The organism is Streptomyces sp. NPDC014870, from assembly GCF_043081505.1.
Taxonomy (GTDB): Bacteria; Actinomycetota; Actinomycetes; order Streptomycetales; family Streptomycetaceae; genus Streptomyces.
The window spans coordinates 690,902-709,304 of the sequence record NZ_JBIBWQ010000001.1; the positions used below are offsets into that span (position 1 = coordinate 690,902).

Consider the following 18,403-nt stretch of genomic DNA (forward strand, 5'->3'; position numbering starts at 1 on the left):
CCAATGTCCGTGATCCATGATCCGATGTCCACGGCGCGGCTCCCGGGCCGGGCGGCCGCGTCACTCCGTCGCGATCGCCCGCAGCACGTCCAGGCGGGCGGCCCGCCGGGCCGGGCGCCAGGCCGCGAGCGCGCCCGCCGCGAGGCCGACCAGGGCGACGACCGCCAGCTGGAGCGGCGGGAGGGCGAAGGCGAACGCGCTGTCACTCGCTCCGTCGGACGCCTTGACCAGGACCCAGCCGAGGAAGCCGCCGAGCAGGACGCCACCGGCCGTGCCGAAGGCCGCGACGAGGACGGACTCCCAGCGGACCATGGCCTTCAGCTGGGCCCGGGTCTGGCCGACGGCGCGCAGCAGGCCGAGTTCGCGGGTGCGCTCGTGGATCGCGAGGGTCAGCGTGTTGGCGATCCCGAGCAGGGCGATGAGGACGGCCAGCGCGAGCAGCGCGTAGACGAGGGTCAGCATCATGTCGATGCCGCCCGCGGAGGACTCGGCGTACTCCTCGCGCGTCTGCACCTCCGGGTTGCCGTAGTCGGCCGCGACGTCCGCCACCGCCGCCTTGCCCGCCTCCGCCGGGACGCCGTCCGCGAAGCCGACGGCGACGAGCCGGTCGGAGTCCTGGGCGCGGTGCGGTGCCCAGGCCTCGCGGGTGACGACGTACTCCCCGGCCAGTTCGGACTGCTCGTACACGGCCTTCACGGTGAACGTGCGCCGGGTGCCGTCGGTGAAGGCGAGTTCGGTCGTGCTGCCCGGCTTCAGGCCGGACTTGCCGGCCTCCGTGTCGGCGACGGCGATGCCGTCGGTCCCGAGTGCGTCCAGCGAGCCCCTGACCTCACCGAGGTCGAAGGCGCGGGCGAGCGCGGCCGGGTCAGTGACGGTCAGGGCCCGGCCCTCGCCGTCGACTTCCGCGACCCCCTGGCCGAGGCCGACGGCGGTCTCCACATCGGGCAGCGCCACGAGCGCCGGGGCGAGCCGAGGGCTGAGTCCGCTGCCTCCGGCCCCGAACGCCGGGGTGCTGACCGCCACGTCTCCGGCGAACGACCGCGAGACCGTCTGGTCCATGGTGGCCTTCAGCGAGGCGCCGAAGACCGTGAAGAGCGAGACGACGGCGACGCCGATCATCAGCGCGGTCGCGGTGGCGGCGGTCCGCTTCGGGCTGCGCAGGGCGTTGCGCCGGGCGAGCCCCCGGTTGGCGCCGCGCAGCGGCCCGCCGAGGAGCCGCACGGCGTACGAGGCGGCCACCGGACCGAGGACGACGAACGCGGCGAGCGCGAGGACGGCGCCCGCCGAGGCGAGCCACAGCGACGGCGTCGCGAGGACCCCGGTGAGCACCACGGCGACGGCGGCCAGCAGCAGCCCCGCACCGGCCAGGGCACGCGCGCGTGAGGCGCCCGAGTCGTCCACGGCGGTCTCGCGGAGGGCGGCCAGGGGCGCGGTCCGCCCGGCCTTCACGGCGGGCAGCAGCGCGGAGCCGACACAGACCAGGAGGCCGACGGCGAAGGGCACCGCCAGGGACAGGGCGCTGATCACCAGTTCCCCTTCGGGGAAGGGGAACCCGATCGCCGGGAAGAGCGCCTGGAGCCCGGCCGCCACACCGATGCCACCGAGGAGCCCGGCCGCGGAGGCGACCAGGCCGACGGCCACGGCCTCGACGAGCGTGGAGCCGACGATCTGCCGGCGGGAGGCGCCGAGGGCGCGCAGGAGCGCGTTCTCGCGGGTCCGCTGGGCGACGACGATGGCGAAGGTGTTGTGGATGGAGAAGACGGAGACGAGCAGCGCCACCCCGCTGAACACCAGCAGGAACGTGGTGAAGAGGGTGAGGAACTGGCCGGCGATCATGTCGGTGTTCTCCTGGGCCGACTGTTCGCCGGTGATCGCCTCGACGCCGGTGGGGAGCACGGGGGCGAGTGCGGCGACGAGTTCCCGCTGCGAGGTGTCCGGGCCCGCCCGGACGAGGATGCCGGACGCGTCGCCCGGCTTCGGCGTCAGGTACTTCTCGGCGTCGGCGCGGGTCATGCCGGTGTAGGTGACCTGGCCCATGCCGTCCGCACCGCCGAACGTGGCCAGGCCCACGACGGTGACCCGCACCGGGTCGGGGGTGCGCAGCAGGGTGGTGGCGCCGACGGCGAGGTCGCCGCTCTTCGCGGCGCCGCGGTTCACGACGACCTCGCCGGACCGCTCGGGCGCGCGGCCTTCGGCCAGGGCGTACGGGTTGAGCGCGGCGTCCTCGGTCCAGTTCCCCGCGAGCGTGGGCGGGCCCTGGCCGCCGACGGGTTCGCCGTCGGCGCCGATCAGCTGGCCCGCCCCCTCGATCCGGGGGACGGCCGCGGCGACGCCGGGCACCTGGGCGATGCGGTCGGCGAGGGAGGCGGGGACGGAGTCACGGGTCCCCTGGCTCTCGCCCTCGACGGTGACCACGCTCGTACTGCGGACCACGGCGTCCGTGCCGCTGGTGGCGTTGCCGAAGAGCGTGTCGAAGCTCGTCCGCAGGGTGTCCCCCATGACGAGGGTGCCGGTGAGGAAGGCGACCCCGAGCAGGATCGCGGTGAGCGTGCCGACGAAGCGCCGCTTGTGGGCGCGGAGCGCGGACAGGCTGAGTCTCAGGGCGGCGTTCATGACGGCACCGCCCCTCGTCGCGTCCGGCCCGGCAGGCGCGCGCCGTCGTCCGGTGCGCGCGAGCCGTCGTCCGGGTGCGCGCTGCCCTGCGTGGGCGTGTCGCCCGGTGAGCGCGGGGCGTCCGGTGTGCGCGGGGCGCCGTCGAAGGCCTTCATGCGGTCGAGGACGCGTTCGGCGGTCGGCTCCGCCATCCTGTCGACGAGCCGGCCGTCGGCGAGGAAGACCACCTCGTCGGCGTGGGCGGCGGCGACCGGGTCGTGGGTGACCATGACGACCGTACGGCCGGTCTGCCGGACGGTCCGGCCGAGCAGCCGCAGCACCTCCTCGCCCGAGCGCGAGTCCAGGTTGCCGGTCGGCTCGTCGGCGAAGACGACGTCGGGGGTGCCCGCGAAGGCCCGTGCGACGGCGACGCGTTGCTGCTGCCCGCCGGAGAGCTGGCTCGGCCGGTGACGGAGCCGGTCGCGGAGGCCGACGGTGTCGACGAGGGCGTCGAGCCAGGCCCGGTCGGGGACGGTTCCGGCGAGGTCGAGGGGGAGGGTGATGTTCTCGGCGACGGTGAGGGTGGGCAGTAGGTTGTACGCCTGGAAGACGAAGCCGATCCGCTCGCGGCGCAGCAGGGTGAGCCGCCGGTCGTCGAGCGTGGACAGATCCGTGTCGCCGATGATCGCGGACCCGGAGGTCAGGGTGTCGAGGCCCGCGGCGCAGTGCATGAGGGTCGACTTGCCGGACCCGGAGGGGCCCATGATCGCGGTGAAGCTGCCGGCCGGGAAGTCGACGCTCACCCCGTCCAGGGCCCTGACCTCGGTGTCTCCGCCGCCGTAGACCTTGACGGCGGCCACGACCCGGGCGGCGGCGCGGGCGGCGGAACGCGGGACGGTGCCGGGGGCGGTGCTCGTCATCGCGTACTCCCCTGGGGTCCCGTGCGGCCGAACTGCTCCTCCAGGACCGTCAGCCGCCGCCAGTACTCGTCCTCGTCGATCTCGCCGGCCGCGAACCGGCGGCCGAGGAGCGCGATCGGGGACTGCTCGTCGTGACCGGGACGGGGTCCCGGCCCGCGCCTGCCGCGCCATCCGGTGCGGCGCAGCACGGTGACGACGGTGAGGATCACGGCCGCCCAGACGAGGGGGAAGAACAGGGCCCAGGGGCCTGGGCCGGCGTGGGCGAGGGTGTTCATGGGGCTCAGCTCCTCGTGCGTGGGTGTCGCGTCTGTCGATGGTTCGAGCCTCGCTCGGGGAGGGGGCCCGGGTCGTCGTACGGCCAGCGGCTTCGCGCGTACGCCGAGGGGAGTACGCGGCCCCGTGCCGGAAGCAGCACCGTGGCGGGAGCAGCACCGTGGCGGACTTCTGTACCTACTGGTATGTACACTGACCGTATGACGACGTCCGACCGACTGATCGAGGCCACCCGCGAGCTGCTCTGGGAGCGCGGTTACGTCGGGACGAGCCCCAAGGCGATCCAGCAGGCCGCCGGGGCGGGGCAGGGCAGCATGTACCACCACTTCGCCGGGAAGCCGGATCTGGCGCTCGCCGCGATCCGCCGCACGGCGGACGAGATGCGGGCCGCGGCCGAGACGGCCCTCAGCGGCGGAGGGTCGGCGTACGCGCGCGTGGAGGCGTATCTGCTGCGCGAGCGCGCGGTGTTGCGCGGCTGCCCGGTCGGCCGGCTGACGATGGACCCGGACGTCATGGCGAGCGAGGAGCTGCGCGCGCCGATCGAGGAGACCCTCGACTGGCTGCGCGGCCGGCTGACGTCCGTCTTCCAGGAGGGCCTGGACAGCGGCGAGTCGACCGCCTCCCTCGAACCGGCCGAGCTGGCGGCCACGGTCGTGGCGACCGTGCAGGGCGGCTACGTCCTGGCCCGCGCCTCGGGCTCGCCCGCCGCCTTCGACAGCGCGGTCCACGGTCTGCTGGGCCTGCTGCGCCCGCTGTCGTCCCGTACCGACTGAGCACGCTCACGAGAAGCGGAGACCGTCCGATGCACGCGATGCAGTACGAGATCACCCTGCCCGCCGACTACGACATGGAGATCATCCGCAGGCGGGTCGCGACCCGGGGCCATCTGCTCGACGACTTCCCCGGGCTCGGCCTCAAGGCGTATCTGATGCGGGAGCGGGCGGACGGATCGCCGGTCGCCCAGTACGCGCCGTTCTACCTCTGGAACACCCCGGAAGGCATGAACTCCTTCCTGTGGGGCCCGGGTTTCCAGGGGATCGTGAACGACTTCGGCCGACCGGTGGTGCAGCACTGGACGGGCCTCGCGTACGAGGAGGGCCCGGCGGCCGCGGCCGCTACCGCGACCGCGACCCGGCGGACGGCCCCGGTACCGGGAGACATCGCACCGGGCCACGCGGTATCGGAGGCGCTCACGGAGCACGGGCTCGCCTCCCGGCGCGACGGTGTCGTCGCGAGCGCGCTCGCGATCGATCCCCGGCACTGGGAGTTGCTGTCCTTCACGCTCTGGGCGGAAGGGGCGCCGGTCCCCGCGGACGCGGGCGAGCGCTTCCAGGTGCTCCATCTCTCCGCGCCCGAGCGGGACTTGCTGGTCAGCCGACCGGAACGAGGGTGAGATAGGCCATGTTGAGGACGGAGCGGTAGCCGTTCAGCCACGACGACCGCTGGCGGTCGACGCGCTCGCGGGTCTCGGCGGCGAGCGGGTGGTCGGGGTGGGCGGCGAGCCAGAGTTCGGTGTCGTGGCGGTAGCCGGACTCGAACTCCTCCCACTCCTCCCGGCTCCCCGTCTCGATCCACGCCGGGCGGAAGCCCTCCGCGATCGCAAGGTCCACGAGGGCGCCGAGGCGCAGGTGGTCACCGGTATGCGCACCGGGCCACATCCCGGCGAGTTCCTCGTCCGTGGGGGTGCGCTCCCAGAATCCCTCACCGAGGACGACCCGGCCCCCGGGCCGGACCAGTCGGCGCAACTCGCGCAGGGCGGCGGCCGGGTCATGGGGCTGCTCGGGGTCGCACAGGGCCTGGCTGGACCCGAGGCAGAGGATCGCGTCGACCGGGCCGCGCGTGGTGCCGAGCGCCGACTCCTCCACGAACGCGACGCGCTCGTCGAGCCCGCGCTCCTTGGCGACCTCCCGCCCCCTGGCCAGGTCCTCGGCGTTGATGTCGAGACCGACACCGGTCGCGCCGGGGGCGGCCTCCAGGACACGGAGCAGCAACTCGCCCCAGCCGCAGCCGATGTCAAGCACGGTGGTCGGCTCACTGTCGGCGATCCGCTGGATCAGCCGGACGGCACGGGCCTCGGAGAGGGGCCCGTGGAAGGTGAGACTGCCGAGGCGCGGAGGAAGATCGAATTCGGTCATGTCGAGGAACGGTAGCTCCCCACGGGCCGTTTGCCGAGTGGTTCCCGGATCGGTGGGCCCCCGGCCCCCCGGCCTCCGATCAACGCCGGGGCGGGGTTCGGGGGCGGGGCGTCAGGCCGCCGCGCGGCCCAGGGCGGAGAGCGGGTCGTCAAGCACCGGCTGCCAGGCCAACTCCGCCGCGCCCACCAGGCTGTTGTGGTCGAGCGTGCACGCGAGGATCGGCACTCCGCCGCTGCGGCCCCAGAGGCTGCGGTCCGCGACGACCGCGCGGAGCCGGTCGGGGTCGGCGTCGAGCAGCTCGCGGTGGAGGCCGCCGAGGATGATCCGGTCCGGGTTGAGGATGTTCACCAGGCCCGCCAGGCCGAGGCCGAGCCGGTCGATCAGCTCCTCCGCGGCTGCCCGCACGCCCGGTTCGTCCGGGCTGGTACGGAGCAGGTCACGGGCCTGCTGGAGCAACGACACCTCGGGGCCCGGGTCGCGGCCCGCCACCGTCAGGAAGGCCAGCGGGTCGGTCTCGACGTCGAGGCAGCCCCGGCTGCCGCAGTGGCACGGACGGCCCTCCGGGTTGACCGTCACGTGCCCGACCTCCAGGGCGAGCCCCGAACTGCCGGTGTGCAGGCGCCCGTCGAGCACGAGCGCGCCACCGACGCCCCGGTGACCGGTGGCCACGCAGAGCAGGTCCTTGGCGCCCCGCCCGGCCCCGTGCCGGTGTTCGGCGAGGGCGGCGAGGTTGACGTCGTTGCCGGTGAAGGCGGGGCCCTCGATTCCCGCGGCACGGACGCGTTCGGCGAAGATCTCCCGTACCGGCGCACCGGCGGGCCAGGCCAGGTGGAGCGGGTTGAGGGCGGTGCCCTCTGGTTCGGCGACCGCCGACGGGGCGGCGAGCCCGGCGCCCACGCAACGGCGTCCGCTCTCGCGCAGCAGGGCCGCGCCGGCGTCCACGACGGCGCCGAGGACTTGCGCGGGGTCGGCGGAGACGGTGACACAGCCGGGCGCGGTGGCGACGATCGTGCCGCCGAGGCCGACCAGCGCGGCACGGAAGCCGTCGGCGTGGACCTGGGCGGCGAGGGCGACGGGCCCCTTGTCGTCGACGGCGAGCCGGTGCGAGGGGCGGCCCTGCGAGCCCGCGGCGGCGCCGGGGTTGGAGTCGACGCGGATCAGGCCGAGGGCTTCGAGTTCGGCGGCGACGGCGCCGGCCGTGGCGCGGGTGACGCCCAGCTCCGCGGTGAGCACGGCACGGGTCGGCGCTCGACCCGTGTGCACCAGTTCCAGCGCTGGCCCGAGCGCGCCGCGCCCCCTGTCCAGCCGTGTTTTGGTCGTGGTCGCCTTGCCGTTCATGGGGGCGAGTCTCCCATGATCGAGCCGTCGCGCGGTCTGCGCGGGCGGAGACGGGCCGGATCCGCACGTACCGCGCCGACGGATCCGGCGGAAACCGCGCGGTCCACGCCGACGGCCGCGGGTGCAGGCCGGGGCACGTCGCGGTCCACGCGGACGGGGACAGATCAAAGCCGGGCGCCGTACGGCCCCCGGCCGATGGAGGCGGATCCCCGAGTCGGGGGCCGGGGACGGGCGGGGACAGGCAGGGACGGGCGGTTGAAATCCGTGCCGGTCCGCCCCTATCCTGAGTTTGTGCCGCTACTAAACAAAGTACGGACGGTCGTTCCGGGGGGCCCTGGCGGAGACACCGCCCCCTCCCTGTCCCGCCTCCGCTCCGCCCTGACCCTCTTCTTCGCCCTCGACGGCTTCCTGTTCGCCGGCTGGGTGGTCCGGATCCCCGCCATCAAGCAGCAGACCGGTGCCTCCGCCAGCGACCTCGGGCTCGCGCTGCTCGGGGTGTCGGCCGGCGCGGTCGTCACCATGACCCTCACGGGCCGGCTCTGCCGGCGTCACGGCAGCCACGCCGTCACCGTCGCCACCGCGGTCCTGCTCTCGCTCTCCATCGCCCTGCCCGCGCTCACCCGATCCCCGCTCGCCCTCGGCCTCGTCCTGCTCGTCTTCGGCGCGGCCTACGGCGGCATCAACGTGGCGATGAACAGCGCCGCCGTCGATCTGGTGGCCGCGCTGCGCCGCCCCGTGATGCCGTCCTTCCACGCGGCGTTCAGCCTCGGCGGCATGCTCGGCGCGGGCCTCGGCGGGCTCGTGGCCGGGAGCGTGTCGCCCACCGCGCACCTCCTCGGCCTGGCCGTCGTCGGCCTGCTCCTGACGGCGCTCGCGGGTCCCGTACTGCTCCGGCAACCCTCCCCCGCCCCGCCGGAGGCCACCACCGCTCGGGCCACCACGGCCGCGAACGGCACCCGGCCAGGGGGCACGTCCGGCTCGCGGGGGCTCGTCGTCGTCTTCGGGGTGATCGCGCTCTGCACCGCGTACGGCGAGGGCGCCCTGGCCGACTGGGGCGCGCTCCACCTGGAGCAGGACCTCGACGCGCACCCCGGCCTCGCCGCCGCCGGCTACTCGCTCTTCGCGCTCACGATGACCGTCGGCCGGCTGTCCGGCACGGCCCTCCTGGAGCGGCTCGGCCAGACCCGCACCCTCGTGGCGGGTGGGGCGACGGCGGCCGTCGGGATGCTGCTCGGCGCCCTCGCACCCAGCGTCTGGGCCGCCCTGCTCGGCTTCGCGGTCACCGGCCTCGGCCTGGCGAACATCTTCCCCGTCGCGGTGGCACGGGCGGGCGCCCTCGCCGGTCCGAGCGGGGTGGCCACCGCCTCCACCCTCGGCTACGGCGGCATGCTGCTCGGACCGCCGTCCATCGGCTTCCTCGCCGACTGGTTCTCCCTGCCCGTCGCCCTGACCACCGTCGCCGTCCTCGCGGCGGGCGCCGCCGTCATCGGGTACGCGGCCCGGAACGCCCAGGCCCCGACGGCCGGATGAGCGATCCCTGTTCCGGGCCCGCCGCCCGGCCGCCGCTGACAGAATCCGCGCCATGGACCTCATGACAGTGGACGAGCACATCGCGGCTGTCGACACCGCGGGCAAGGCCCTCGCGGACGCCGCCGCCGCGGCCGGACCGGACGCCGTCGTGGCGACCTGTCCCGGGTGGCGGGTACGGGACCTCCTGCGCCACACCGCGATGGTGCACCGCTGGGCGACGGGCTTCGTCGCCGAGGGGTACACCTCCTACCGCCCCGGCGACGCCGAGCCCGCACTCGACGGCGCGGAGCTGCTCGCCCACTTCCGCGCGGGCCACGCCCGCCTGGTGGAGGCACTCCGTGCGGCGCCCGCGTCCCTGGAGTGCTGGACGTTCCTGCCCGGCGCGTCCCCCCTCGCCTTCTGGGCGCGCCGTCAGGCGCACGAGACGACGGTCCACCGCGTGGACGCCGAGTCCGCCCTGCCCGCGCACGGGGCCGCGCCCGTGGACGCGGCCCTCGCGGCGGACGGGATCGACGAGTTGCTGCGCTCCTTCCACGCCCGCGAGCGCAGCCGGGTCAGGACGCCCGAGCCCCGCGTCCTGCGGGTGCGGGCCGTGGACACCGGTGACGTATGGACCGTACGGCTGTCTCCGGAGGCACCCGTCACGGAACGGGGCGGGTCGGGGCCGACCGCCGCAACCGCCGCCGACTGCGAGCTCAGCGGCCCCGCGGACCGGCTCTACCTCACCCTCTGGAACCGGCTGCCCGACAGCGCGGTGACCATGGCGGGTGACGCCGCCCTGGCCCGGCTGTGGCGGGAGACGTCGGCGATCACCTGGTCGTAGCGGTCACGGCCCCGGGGCACGCGTCAGCCCAGCCAGCCCGGCCGCACCAGACCCGACTCGTAGGCGAGCACGACGAGTTGGGCACGGTCGCGAGCGCCGAGCTTCACCATGGCGCGGCTCACGTGCGTCTTGGCCGTCAGGGGGCTGACGACCAGCCGCCGGGCGATCTCCTCGTTCGACAGGCCGACGCCGACCAGGGCCATCACCTCCCGTTCCCGCTCGGTCAGTTCGGCGAGACCGCGCACGGCGGCCGGGGGCTTCGAGCGGGCCGCGAACTCCTCGATGAGCCGCCGTGTCACACCCGGCGAGAGGAGGGCGTCGCCGTCGACGACCGCGCGGACCGCCCGTACCAGCTCCTCCGGTTCGGTGTCCTTCACGAGAAAGCCGGAGGCGCCGGAGCGGATCGCCTCGAAGACGTACTCGTCGAGTTCGAAGGTGGTCAGCATGACCACCTTCACCGCGCCGAGCCCGGGGTCGGCGGTGATCGCGCGGGTGGCGGCAAGGCCGTCGAGGCGGGGCATCCGGATGTCCATGAGGACGACGTCCGGGCGCAGTTCGCGGGCCTTGGCCGCCGCCTCCTCGCCGTCGGCGGCCTCACCGGTCACCTCGATGTCGCGCTGGGCGTCCAGGAGCGCCCGGAAGCCGGCCCGTACGAGCGACTGGTCGTCGGCGAGCAGCACACGGATCACGGCATCTCCCGTCACGGCGTCTCCTTCGGGCGGACGGGCAGGACGGCGCGCACGCGGAACCCGCCGTCCGGGCGGGTGCCCGCCTCGATGGTGCCACCGAGCGCGGTGGCCCGCTCCCGCATCCCCGCGAGTCCGTTGCCGCTGCCGCCGGCGTCGCCGCCGGTCGCGGGCCCGTCGTCGTCCACCCGGAGCTCCAGCCGGCCGGGCGCGTAGCCGAGCACGACCCGCGCGGTACGGGATCCGGAGTGGCGGACCACGTTGGTCAGTGCCTCCTGGACGATCCGGAAGGCCGCGAGGTCCGTGCCGGGCGGGAGCGGCACGGGCTCCCCCTCGGTCGACGTCCGTACGGTGAGTCCGGCCGAGGCCGCCTGTTCGACGAGCTCCGGGAGGCGGTCGAGGCCAGGCGCCGGGGTGCGCGGGGCCTCGCCCGGGGCGCGCAGGGTGTGGAGGACCTGGCGGACCTCGCCGAGCGCCTCCTTGCTCGCCGCCTTGATGGTGGTCAGCGCGGCGCGGGCCTGCTCGGGGTCGGTGTCGAGGAGGGCGAGGCCTACGCCGGCCTGGACGTTGATGACGGAGATCGAGTGGGCGAGGACGTCGTGCAGCTCACGGGCGATCCGCAGCCGTTCCTCGTCGGCGCGGCGCCGCTCGGCCGCCGCGCGCTCGGCCCGCTGGGCGGCCCACTGCTCGCGGCGAACCCGGACCAGCTCGGAGGCGGCGAGGATGGCGACGACGAACGCGAGGACGGGGATCTCCTGTCCCCAGGGCGCGGCGGAGTCACCGGCGGGAGGCAGGTGGCGGTAGAGCCAGTGGGCGATCAGCAGGTGCCCCGCCCACAGCAGACCGAGCGCCCACCAGGCGGCGCGCCGGTGGCCCCGCACGACGGCCGCGAAGCAGGCGACGGCGACGACGAGGAAGACCGGCCCGTAGGCGTAACCGGCGCCGAAGTAGACGAGCGTGACGGCGGCGGTGCCGAAGACGACGGGGACCGGGTGGCGGTCGCGGAGCAGGAGCAGGGCGCAGCCGAGGAGCAGCAGCGAGCGGCCGAGGGCGTCCAGCGACTCGCGGTCCGGCTGGTTCCTCGCCGCGAAGCCGGAACCCACCATGACGAAGAGGGCGAGCAGCAGTGTCGACCGCCACGGCAGTCCGTTGCCGGGCGCGCGATCGGCCCAGCGCAACGGCCAGGGCGGTCCGTCCGAGGCGCCTCCCGCCCAGGGCGGACCGCCGTGTCCGTGTCTGCGCTGTTCGTCCATGCCCGCCACGCTAGACGCGACCGGGCGGCGGGAGCGTCAGCCGAGCGTGGTGATCGGGTGTACTCCCGGCGGAGTACACCCGCCGACTCGCTCCGCCGTCGGAGCCGCTGTGGCAGGCTGCGCGGAGGATCGAGCCACGGGGGGCTGTCGATGCGCAAGAAGCGTGCACAGAATTTGTCTCGCAAGACGGCGCGCGGGGAGCCGATCACACTCACGCTCTCCTCGACGACGTTCAAGACCTTCACCCAACTCGCCTACATCGCGGAACAGTTCGACTACGCGTGCGTGGATGTGCAGTTGCATGAGAACTCCCGTGGCAGTGCGATCCGTTCGGCCGCCCCGGCCGCGCGTAGGGGCGCCACCGCTGCTACGAGCGGGCCAGCAGCCCGATCTCCCGGCCGAGCCGGTCCGCGGCCGTCGCGAAGAACGTCTCCCTGTCCTCGACGACCCGGTTGAACTGTCCGAACACCTCGAAGGAGACGAGCCCGAAGAGCTGCGACCAGGCCGCGACCATGGCGACGGCGAGGGCGGGCGGCAGGTCGTGGGCGGGCGGCAGGTCGCGGGCGAATTCGGCGGCGATCCGTTCCGCCTCCGGACGCAGGGCGGCAGGGACGGGCGGCGGGGCGACGCCCTCGGCGGCGAGGGCCTCGCCAAGGATGCCGATCAGGACGAGCGCGACGCGGGAGGCGGGCCCGATGGTGTCCTGCGGGGCGGAGTAGCCGGGCACCGGGGAGCCGTAGATCAGGGCGTACTCGTGCGGGTGCGCGACGGCCCAGGCGCGGACGGCGCGGCACACGGCGGTCCAGCGGGCGAGGTGGTCGTCGGGTGCGGTGGCGGCACGGGAGTCGGCGAGGGCCTGCTCGGCGGCGGCGCCGACCGCGTCGTAGGCGTCGATGATGAGGGCGGTGAGGAGGTCGTCGCGGCTGGGGAAGTAGCGGTAGAGCGCCGACGACACCATGCCGACCTCGCGGGCGACGGCGCGCAGGGAGAGCTTGGCGGCGCCTTCCGCGGCGAGCTGAGCGCGGGCCTCGTCCTTGATGGCGGCGGTGATCTCGATACGGGCGCGGGCGCGGGCTCCTTGGACGCTGGTCATGGAGAGCAGTCTGCCACCTTTCGGAGCACCGCACTGAAACGAGAGCGCTGCTCTTGCTTTGTGGCGCCGAACCGTGCACACTGATCTCAAGAGAGAGCAGTGCTCACAGTTTTCGGTTCGGGAACAGAGATCGCCTCGGAGGCCGCCATGTCCGCTCAGCCCAGCGCCCACGCCATGAAGCCCGGCTGGTTCACCGTGAACGTCGTGAACCGGACCGTCGCGTGGCTCACCCGCCGGGGCCTCAGCGTCTGGGGCTCCCGCGTCCTCGCCGTGCGCGGCCGCAAGAGCGGAGAGTGGCGCACGACCCCAGTCAACGTGCTGACGGTGGACGGCGCGCAGTACCTGGTGGCGCCGCGCGGCCATGTGCAGTGGACCCACAACATGCGGGCGGCCGGCGGCGGCGAGCTGCACCTGGGCAAGCAGGTGCAGCCGTTCACCGCCGTCGAGCTGACCGACGACGAGAAGCCCGCCCTCCTGCGCGCCTACCTCAAGCGCTGGAAGGCGGAGGTCGGTGTCTTCTTCGGCGGGGTCGGACCGGACTCCACGGACGCCGAGCTGCGCGCGATCGCGCCCAAGCACCCGGTCTTCCGCATCACTCCGACCGCGTGACCCCGGAGTCCGAAGAACCCGAGCCGTCCGGCGACTCGGACGCGTCCGCCCGCACCGGACCGGGCACCTCCGGCGCCTCCAGGACGTCCGGCTCGGCATCGACCGACCGCACCAAGTCCGACTGCGCCGCCACACCCCGCAGGGTCGTGCCGCCCGTCGGGGCCATGCGGCGGTCGAGGACGTCGAGCGCACGCCGGGCGACTCCGTTCGAACGGACGAGCCCGGCCAGCGAACTCGACCCCCGCGTGATGTCCGCGAAGGCGTTCCAGGCCGGGCGCAGGCCCGTCAGTGCGGCGTGCAGCAGCCCCGGCCTGCGCTCGAACAGGGCGAGCATCCGCCGCCCGACGGCCATCTCCACGCCGAGGCCCGCCTTGATGGCGAAGGCGTAGTTCAGCGCCTGTCGGCGCGCGTCGACGGCATCGTTCGACTCGGCGATCCGTACCGCCCACTCCCCCGCGAGCCGCCCCGAGCGCAGCGCGAAGGAGATGCCCTCACGGGTCCACGGCTCCAGGAGCCCCGCCGCGTCACCGCACACCAGGACCCGGCCGCGCGACAGCGGCGAGTCGTCGCTGCGGCAGCGGGTGAGGTGCCCGGAGGAGACGGCCGGCTCGAAGCCCGCGAGCCCGAGCCGGGCGATGAAGTCCTCCAGATAGCGCTTGGTCGCCGCGCCCTCGCCGCGCGCCGAGATGACGCCGACCGTGAGCGTGTCGCCCTTGGGGAAGACCCAGCCGTAGCTGCCGGGCATCGGACCCCAGTCGATGAGCACCCGTCCCTTCCAGTCCTCGGCGACGGACGCCGGAACGGGGATCTCCGCCTCCAGGCCGAGATCCACCTGCTCCAGCTTCACGCCGACATGAGCCCCTATCCGGCCCGCACTGCCGTCGGCGCCGACGACGGCCCGGGCGAGCAGGGTCTCGCCGTCCGCGAGGACCACGGCGACCGTGCGCCGGTCGGGCACGGCGGGGCCGTGCTGCTCGACACGGGAGACGGTGACACCGGTGCGCAGCTCCGCGCCCGCCTTCTGCGCCTGCTCGACGAGGCCGGCGTCGAACTCGGGCCGGTTGATGAGGCCGAACAGCATGCGGCGCGAGCGGCGCGTCCGCGCGAAGCGGCCGTTCAGGGAGAAGGTGACGGCGTGCACCCGGTCCTGCAGGGGCAGTTCGAAGCCGGGCGGGAGCGCGTCCCGCGAGGGGCCGATGATGCCGCCGCCGCAGGTCTTGTACCGGGGCAGTTCGGCCTTCTCCAGGAGCAGCACCCGGCGGCCGGCGACCGCGGCCGCGTACGCCGCCGACGCGCCGGCGGGACCGGCCCCGACGACGACCACGTCCCAGACCGTCGCCGCGTCCTGCGGCTCTTCCGCGCGTACCTCTTCGGCGTCTGCGTTCTCGCTGCTCACGATGTGCTTCTGCTCCTGATCCGACGATGATCCAAGCTCTCGGGGCATCCTACGGCGCGGCCCTCGGGACCCAGCGCCGTAGGATCGGCAATACGTTCGCCGTCCCACCGACATACGGCGACACCCTGACAACGTCGCACCCACCAGGAGCGTGCCCATGACCGCGAATCCGATCGCCGAGACCGTCGCAGGCCTGATGCCCCGCGCCAAGACGGAGCTCACGGAGCTCGTGGCATTCGAGTCGGTGGCGGACGAGGCGGTGGCTCCCCGCAGTGAGTGCGAGGGTGCGGCGAACTGGGTGGCCGACGCGCTGCGCGCCGAGTCCTTCCAGGACGTGGCGCTGCTCGACACGCCGGACGGTTCCCAGTCGGTCTACGGTCTGCTGCCCGGCCCGGCCGGTGCGCCCACCGTCCTCCTCTACGCGCACTACGACGTGCAGCCGAAGCTGGACGAGTCGGCGTGGATCACGCCGCCGTTCGAGCTGACGGAGCGCGACGGGCGCTGGTACGGGCGTGGCGCGGCGGACTGCAAGGGCGGGTTCATCATGCACCTGCTCGCGCTGCGCGCCCTCAAGGCGAACGGCGGAGTGCCCGTCACGGTCAAGATGATCGTGGAGGGTTCGGAGGAGCAGGGCACGGGCGGCCTGGAGCGGTACGCCGAGGCCCACCCCGAACTGCTGGCCTCGGACGCGATCGTGATCGGCGACACCGGCAACTTCCGGCTCGGTCTGCCGACGGTCACCGCGACCCTGCGCGGCATGACGATGATCCGGGTCCAGATCGACACGCTCGAAGGCAACCTGCACTCGGGCATGTTCGGCGGCGCGGCGCCGGACGCGCTGGCCGCGCTGATCCGGGTCCTGGACACGCTGCGCGCCGAGGACGGCTCGACGGTCATCGACGGTCTGCCGGCGGACGCGGTGTGGGAGGGCCTGCAGTACCCGGAGGACGACTTCCGCGCGGACGCCAAGGTCCTGGCGGGTGTCGGTCTGCCGGGCGACGGTACGGTCGCGGACCGGCTCTGGGCCCGTCCGGCCGTGACCGTCATCGGTATCGACTGCCACCCGGTGGCCGGCGCGACGCCGTCGATCCCGTCGACCGCGCGGGCGCAGATCAGCCTGCGGGTCCCGCCGGGCCAGGACGCCGCCGAGGCGACGAAGCTGCTGTACGCGCACATCGAGAAGCGCGTCCCGTGGAACGCCCGGGTCTCGTTCGAGCAGGTCGGCCAGGGCCAGGCGTTCCGGGCGGACGTGACGAGCCCGGCGTACGTCTCGATGGCGGAGGCGATGAGGATCGCGTACCCCGGTCAGGAGATGCAGACCTCCGGCATGGGCGGCTCGATCCCGCTCTGCAACACGCTGGCCTCGCTCTACCCCGAGGCGGAGATCCTGCTCATCGGCCTGAGCGAGCCGGAGGCGCAGATCCACGCGGTGAACGAGTCGGTGTCGCCGGAGGAGCTGGAGCGGCTCGCGGTGACGGAGGCGCACTTCCTGCAGAACTACGCCCGCTCGAAGCAGGGTTGATCGGCTGCCCGACAGCGGCTTTCAGCGTTGGGCGAAGCTCGCCGAGAGCGTAGTCCGAGGCGGCGGACCTGCGGGGTTCCGTAGGTTCGCCGCATGGAACTGAGCGAGATCACCCCGCGACTGCACCTGCTGCACTTCTCCGTCGGCCAGGCCTATCTGTGGCGGGACGGCGAGGAGTTGACCCTGATCGACGCCGGCTGGGTGGGCTCGGCGGACGAGATCGAGACGGCGGTACGGGGCGTGGGCCTGGACCCCGCCCGTATCCGCCGGATCGTGCTCACCCACTGCCACCGCGACCATGTGGGCTCCGCGCAGGAGTTGGCGGACCGCTTCGGGGCGCGGATCCTGGCCCACGGCCTGGACGCGCCGGTGATCCGGGGCGAGGCCCCGGTCCCCGAACCCGACCTGCTCGACTGGGAACTCCCCTTGTACGAGCAGGGCCTGACCGTCCCCGAGGCACCGCCCACCCGGGTCGACCGGGAGCTGGCGGACGGCGAGGAGCTGGACTTCGGCGGCGGCGCGTTCGTGGTCCACACCCCGGGCCACACGCCCGGTTCGATCGCGGTCCATCTGCCGGAACACGGCGTCCTGTTCACCGGCGACACCGTCGCCTCGGTGCAGGGCGTGACCTTCGGCGTGTTCCATGTGGACCGCGACCGCGCCATGGAGTCGATGCGCCGGCTGGCCGACCTGAAGCCCTCGATCCTGTGCTGCGGACACGGCACCCCGGTGACCCAGGACACGACGCGGCAACTGGCGGATGCCGTGGGCTAGTTCACCCCGCTGGTGCGGCGGGGCTCAGCCGACCGGGACACCCGCCTCCAGATTGAGGACCGTGCCGCGTTCGCGGGCGCGCAGGGCCCAGCGGAGGCGGCGGTAGCGGACCGGGGGGAGGAGTTCGGCGGCCTCGTCCTCGGTGACGAAGCGCCAGCCGCGCAGTTCGGCGCCGGGCAGCAGGAGGCGGTCGGCTTCCGCCGAGGGGAGCCGGCCGCCGTCGAACAGGAGCCGCAGACCGCCGTAGCCGGGAGGCTGGGGGCGCTCCCAGTCGACGAGCAACAGCCGGGGGACGGCGTCGAGTTCTATCCCTATCTCCTCGGCCACCTCGCGCATGCCCGCGCGGGCGGGAGGCTCGCCGGGTTCGACGACGCCGCCGGGGAACTCCCAGCCCGGCTTGTACGTGGGGTCGACGAGCAGGAAACGGTCCTGCTCGTCGAAGAGCAGGACGCCGGCGGCCAGCGTCTCCCCGGTGGGCTCGGGCGTCTGGACGATGCCGCAGGGGGCGGCGAGGCCCGCGTGGACGGCCTCGGCGACGGCCTCGGCGGTCTCCGCGGGCGTGAGGAGCGAGTTGTCGACGGCGTAGGCGTCGGCGGCGAGCCAGCCGAGCGCGGCGCGGAAGGGCTCGATCCTGGCGTGGCACCACAGCCGGGCGCGCTCGGCGCCCTCCGGATCGTCCTCGCCCGCGGCCCGGCTGTCGAGGCGGGCACGCAGGATCGTTTCCTCGGGGGTGAGCACCACGTGCCGCACCTCGATCCGGCGCGCCGCGAGGCCGCCGAAGATCTCGTCCCGGTACTCCTGCCGGATCAGTGTCATGGGGACGACGAGGACACCGCCCACCTCGGCCAGCAGCGCGGCGGCGGTGTCCACCACCATCCGGCGCCACATCGGCAGGTCCTGGAAGTCGTCCACCTCCTCCCGCCGTTCCTTCGGCAGCAGCAGGTCAAGGAGGCCGCCGGTGAGCTCGGGGTCGTACAACGTGCTGTTCGGGATCAGATCGACCAGCTCACGCGCGGTGCTGGTCTTGCCCGCGCCGAACGCACCGTTGATCCAGACGATCACGATTCCCCCTCTTCGGTAGCCCCAAGTGGCTTGCCCGCAACACCCTGCCACGGAAACCCCGGGCACGCCCCGGGGTGGCCGGCCACCCCGCGAACGCCCGTGCGGGCCGGTGCGTGACACTTCGGTACGGACCGTCGTTGGACCGGCGAGGCAAGGGGGTGCGGAGATGAGCCGTACGGTGTTGCAGAGGTTTCCCGCGGGCGGCCCACGGGGCAGCTGGCCCGCCGAGGAGTTCGCGAGCGCCCGCCGGGACGAGGGGCTCCCGGCGGAGGTCGTGATGGACCTGGAGTCCGACACGTTCCTCGTGGTCGTCCGGCAGCGGACGCCGGAGGCGGCCGGCCGGTACGCCGCGCGCCGCGATGCGGTGACGGCGGCGAGGGCCTGACGCCGCGTCACC

General features: G+C 74.0%; 18 protein-coding genes. 8 read left to right on the forward strand and 10 right to left on the reverse strand.

Translation table 11 applies throughout. The features are described from left to right. Positions 1 to 60: 60 nt before the first annotated feature. From ACF09C_RS02845 to ACF09C_RS02855, 3 genes are read right to left on the reverse strand one after another with little or no spacing between them, the layout of a single operon-like run. Positions 61 to 2,613, reverse strand: a complete 2,553-nt coding sequence (locus ACF09C_RS02845; protein WP_392087900.1) for an ABC transporter permease — start codon at positions 2,611 to 2,613, stop codon at positions 61 to 63. Then, positions 2,610 to 3,512 (reverse strand): ABC transporter ATP-binding protein, encoded by a 903-nt coding sequence (locus ACF09C_RS02850; protein WP_392087903.1) that lies wholly within the window; start codon positions 3,510 to 3,512, stop codon positions 2,610 to 2,612. Before ACF09C_RS02850 ends, ACF09C_RS02845 begins: the two co-directional genes overlap by 4 nt. Further along, the gene (locus ACF09C_RS02855; RefSeq protein WP_392087905.1) at positions 3,509 to 3,787 is read right to left on the reverse strand and encodes an SHOCT domain-containing protein; all 279 of its coding nucleotides are present in this window, start codon (positions 3,785 to 3,787) and stop codon (positions 3,509 to 3,511) included. The genes ACF09C_RS02850 and ACF09C_RS02855 overlap by 4 nt, the downstream gene beginning before the upstream one ends. 183 nt (positions 3,788 to 3,970) lie before the next feature. On the opposite strand from ACF09C_RS02855, the gene ACF09C_RS02860 reads away from it, so the two are divergent. Then, complete coding sequence (locus tag ACF09C_RS02860; protein WP_392087907.1) at positions 3,971 to 4,558, forward strand: TetR/AcrR family transcriptional regulator; 588 nt, start codon at positions 3,971 to 3,973, stop codon at positions 4,556 to 4,558. Positions 4,559 to 4,587: 29 nt separating this feature from the next. Next, positions 4,588 to 5,178: a DUF4865 family protein gene (locus ACF09C_RS02865; protein WP_392087909.1), complete on the forward strand. Its 591-nt coding sequence runs from the start codon at positions 4,588 to 4,590 to the stop codon at positions 5,176 to 5,178. Here the strand turns inward: ACF09C_RS02865 and ACF09C_RS02870 are convergent. Together ACF09C_RS02870 and ACF09C_RS02875 are read right to left on the reverse strand one after the other, a co-directional pair. Further along, a complete protein-coding gene (locus ACF09C_RS02870; RefSeq protein ID WP_392087911.1) occupies positions 5,156 to 5,920 on the reverse strand; it encodes an SAM-dependent methyltransferase in 765 nt (254 codons plus the stop codon). The two genes, ACF09C_RS02865 and ACF09C_RS02870, sit on opposite strands and share 23 nt — an antisense overlap. Before the next feature lie 111 nt (positions 5,921 to 6,031). Further along, entirely contained in the window at positions 6,032 to 7,258 is a 1,227-nt protein-coding gene (locus ACF09C_RS02875) for an ROK family protein (RefSeq protein WP_392087914.1), read from the reverse strand. Positions 7,259 to 7,549: 291 nt separating this feature from the next. On the opposite strand from ACF09C_RS02875, the gene ACF09C_RS02880 reads away from it, so the two are divergent. Next, positions 7,550 to 8,788 carry an MFS transporter gene (locus tag ACF09C_RS02880; protein WP_392087916.1) on the forward strand — a complete coding sequence of 413 codons (1,239 nt, stop codon included), beginning with the start codon at positions 7,550 to 7,552 and terminating at the stop codon, positions 8,786 to 8,788. Positions 8,789 to 8,849: 61 nt separating this feature from the next. Continuing rightward, on the forward strand, positions 8,850 to 9,611 hold the full coding sequence (locus tag ACF09C_RS02885; protein WP_392088677.1) for a maleylpyruvate isomerase family mycothiol-dependent enzyme: 762 nt from the start codon (positions 8,850 to 8,852) through the stop codon (positions 9,609 to 9,611). A 23-nt stretch (positions 9,612 to 9,634) separates the two neighbouring features. On the opposite strand, the gene ACF09C_RS02890 is transcribed toward ACF09C_RS02885, so the two are convergent. The 3 genes from ACF09C_RS02890 to ACF09C_RS02900 form a co-directional block, all read right to left on the reverse strand. After that, a complete protein-coding gene (locus ACF09C_RS02890; RefSeq protein WP_392088679.1) occupies positions 9,635 to 10,300 on the reverse strand; it encodes a response regulator in 666 nt (221 codons plus the stop codon). A gap of 11 nt (positions 10,301 to 10,311) precedes the next feature. Beyond that, positions 10,312 to 11,550 (reverse strand): sensor histidine kinase, encoded by a 1,239-nt coding sequence (locus ACF09C_RS02895; RefSeq protein ID WP_392087918.1) that lies wholly within the window; start codon positions 11,548 to 11,550, stop codon positions 10,312 to 10,314. Between the two features lie 367 nt (positions 11,551 to 11,917). Next, on the reverse strand, positions 11,918 to 12,643 hold the full coding sequence (locus ACF09C_RS02900) for a TetR/AcrR family transcriptional regulator (protein ID WP_392087921.1): 726 nt from the start codon (positions 12,641 to 12,643) through the stop codon (positions 11,918 to 11,920). 147 nt (positions 12,644 to 12,790) lie between these two features. Between ACF09C_RS02900 and ACF09C_RS02905 the strand changes: the two genes are divergently transcribed. Then, positions 12,791 to 13,252: a nitroreductase family deazaflavin-dependent oxidoreductase gene (locus ACF09C_RS02905; protein ID WP_392087923.1), complete on the forward strand. Its 462-nt coding sequence runs from the start codon at positions 12,791 to 12,793 to the stop codon at positions 13,250 to 13,252. Here ACF09C_RS02905 and ACF09C_RS02910 read toward each other — a convergent pair. Further along, on the reverse strand, positions 13,236 to 14,696 hold the full coding sequence (locus ACF09C_RS02910) for a geranylgeranyl reductase family protein (RefSeq protein ID WP_392087925.1): 1,461 nt from the start codon (positions 14,694 to 14,696) through the stop codon (positions 13,236 to 13,238). The genes ACF09C_RS02905 and ACF09C_RS02910 overlap by 17 nt on opposite strands. A gap of 109 nt (positions 14,697 to 14,805) precedes the next feature. On the opposite strand from ACF09C_RS02910, the gene ACF09C_RS02915 reads away from it, so the two are divergent. After that, entirely contained in the window at positions 14,806 to 16,170 is a 1,365-nt protein-coding gene (locus tag ACF09C_RS02915; RefSeq protein WP_392087928.1) for a dipeptidase, read from the forward strand. 93 nt (positions 16,171 to 16,263) lie between these two features. Further along, a complete protein-coding gene (locus ACF09C_RS02920; protein ID WP_392087930.1) occupies positions 16,264 to 16,944 on the forward strand; it encodes an MBL fold metallo-hydrolase in 681 nt (226 codons plus the stop codon). Positions 16,945 to 16,968: 24 nt separating this feature from the next. Here ACF09C_RS02920 and ACF09C_RS02925 read toward each other — a convergent pair whose 3' ends face one another. Beyond that, a complete protein-coding gene (locus ACF09C_RS02925; protein ID WP_392087932.1) occupies positions 16,969 to 18,006 on the reverse strand; it encodes an NUDIX domain-containing protein in 1,038 nt (345 codons plus the stop codon). 166 nt (positions 18,007 to 18,172) lie between these two features. Between ACF09C_RS02925 and ACF09C_RS02930 the strand changes: the two genes are divergently transcribed. Beyond that, positions 18,173 to 18,391: a hypothetical protein gene (locus ACF09C_RS02930; protein ID WP_392087934.1), complete on the forward strand. Its 219-nt coding sequence runs from the start codon at positions 18,173 to 18,175 to the stop codon at positions 18,389 to 18,391. Positions 18,392 to 18,403: the final 12 nt, after the last annotated feature.

What these genes read in the sequence shown, in the direction of transcription:
- ACF09C_RS02845 (WP_392087900.1), bottom strand. Translation starts at nt 2,613, where the DNA reads ATGAACGCCGCCCTGAGACTCAGCCTGTCCGCGCTCCGCGCCCACAAG.
- ACF09C_RS02850 (WP_392087903.1), bottom strand. Translation starts at nt 3,512, where the DNA reads ATGACGAGCACCGCCCCCGGCACCGTCCCGCGTTCCGCCGCCCGCGCC.
- ACF09C_RS02855 (WP_392087905.1), bottom strand. Translation starts at nt 3,787, where the DNA reads ATGAACACCCTCGCCCACGCCGGCCCAGGCCCCTGGGCCCTGTTCTTC.
- ACF09C_RS02860 (WP_392087907.1), top strand. Translation starts at nt 3,971, where the DNA reads ATGTACACTGACCGTATGACGACGTCCGACCGACTGATCGAGGCCACC.
- ACF09C_RS02865 (WP_392087909.1), top strand. Translation starts at nt 4,588, where the DNA reads ATGCACGCGATGCAGTACGAGATCACCCTGCCCGCCGACTACGACATG.
- ACF09C_RS02870 (WP_392087911.1), bottom strand. Translation starts at nt 5,920, where the DNA reads ATGACCGAATTCGATCTTCCTCCGCGCCTCGGCAGTCTCACCTTCCAC.
- ACF09C_RS02875 (WP_392087914.1), bottom strand. Translation starts at nt 7,258, where the DNA reads ATGAACGGCAAGGCGACCACGACCAAAACACGGCTGGACAGGGGGCGC.
- ACF09C_RS02885 (WP_392088677.1), top strand. Translation starts at nt 8,850, where the DNA reads ATGACAGTGGACGAGCACATCGCGGCTGTCGACACCGCGGGCAAGGCC.
- ACF09C_RS02895 (WP_392087918.1), bottom strand. Translation starts at nt 11,550, where the DNA reads ATGGACGAACAGCGCAGACACGGACACGGCGGTCCGCCCTGGGCGGGA.
- ACF09C_RS02900 (WP_392087921.1), bottom strand. Translation starts at nt 12,643, where the DNA reads ATGACCAGCGTCCAAGGAGCCCGCGCCCGCGCCCGTATCGAGATCACC.
- ACF09C_RS02905 (WP_392087923.1), top strand. Translation starts at nt 12,791, where the DNA reads ATGTCCGCTCAGCCCAGCGCCCACGCCATGAAGCCCGGCTGGTTCACC.
- ACF09C_RS02910 (WP_392087925.1), bottom strand. Translation starts at nt 14,696, where the DNA reads ATGCCCCGAGAGCTTGGATCATCGTCGGATCAGGAGCAGAAGCACATC.
- ACF09C_RS02915 (WP_392087928.1), top strand. Translation starts at nt 14,806, where the DNA reads ATGACCGCGAATCCGATCGCCGAGACCGTCGCAGGCCTGATGCCCCGC.
- ACF09C_RS02920 (WP_392087930.1), top strand. Translation starts at nt 16,264, where the DNA reads ATGGAACTGAGCGAGATCACCCCGCGACTGCACCTGCTGCACTTCTCC.
- ACF09C_RS02930 (WP_392087934.1), top strand. Translation starts at nt 18,173, where the DNA reads ATGAGCCGTACGGTGTTGCAGAGGTTTCCCGCGGGCGGCCCACGGGGC.